The organism is Neisseria sp. P0021.S006 (assembly GCF_051956895.1).
In genome coordinates this window covers 1-568 of record NZ_JBQCWZ010000944.1, presented here as the reverse complement: position 1 = coordinate 568, position 568 = coordinate 1, and the positions used below count along the sequence as shown (strand labels likewise).

1 protein-coding gene is annotated in these 568 nt (G+C 48.4%); it reads right to left on the bottom strand.

What is annotated here, in order from left to right; all coding sequences use genetic code 11:
• On the bottom strand, positions 1-568 hold a 568-nt coding region (locus ACTHUM_RS18050), incomplete at both ends, for a DUF2868 domain-containing protein (protein WP_440403692.1).

Here is a 568-nt window from a genome sequence, read left to right as displayed (position 1 = left end):
TAGTAGGGCTGATTCAAATCCAAACATTCGCGCAGGGTTTTTAAAGTAATCTTGCAAGCCAGCCAAGCAAGCAAGCGCGGCAGAATGCCATAGCAGATAATGCTGCCGATGAGTAAGCCTGCCCAAGCGTGTGCATCTTCGATATGATTGTTTAGACGGCCTGCAATTACGGCCTGACTGTCGGGAACAGGAAAGCCCAAATGTTCCGGCAACCATGACAAAGCCTCAACCGTTTTCACCAATGCCGTATTGCTTAAAAGCGTACTTTCCCAGTTGAACGTATATTGACGCACCAAAAGCAGCAGCAAAACAGAAACCAACATTCCCGACAGCGTGCAAAGCCACAGGCCGTGTGAAGTTGCACCAATCAGCCAACGCGTTTGCGGTTTGCGCCATTCATCCACATAAAGCCGCAAAATTGCCTGATTGACCGGGTCTTTACCTCGGAACCAAGTTGTCGGACTGCTGATAAAGTGCATATTTTTCAAACGCAGGAATAAAGTCGCCAGCCACACCAGCAGCATGACTGTATTCATGCCCAAAATCCCGGCCAATACCAGAAAAAAGT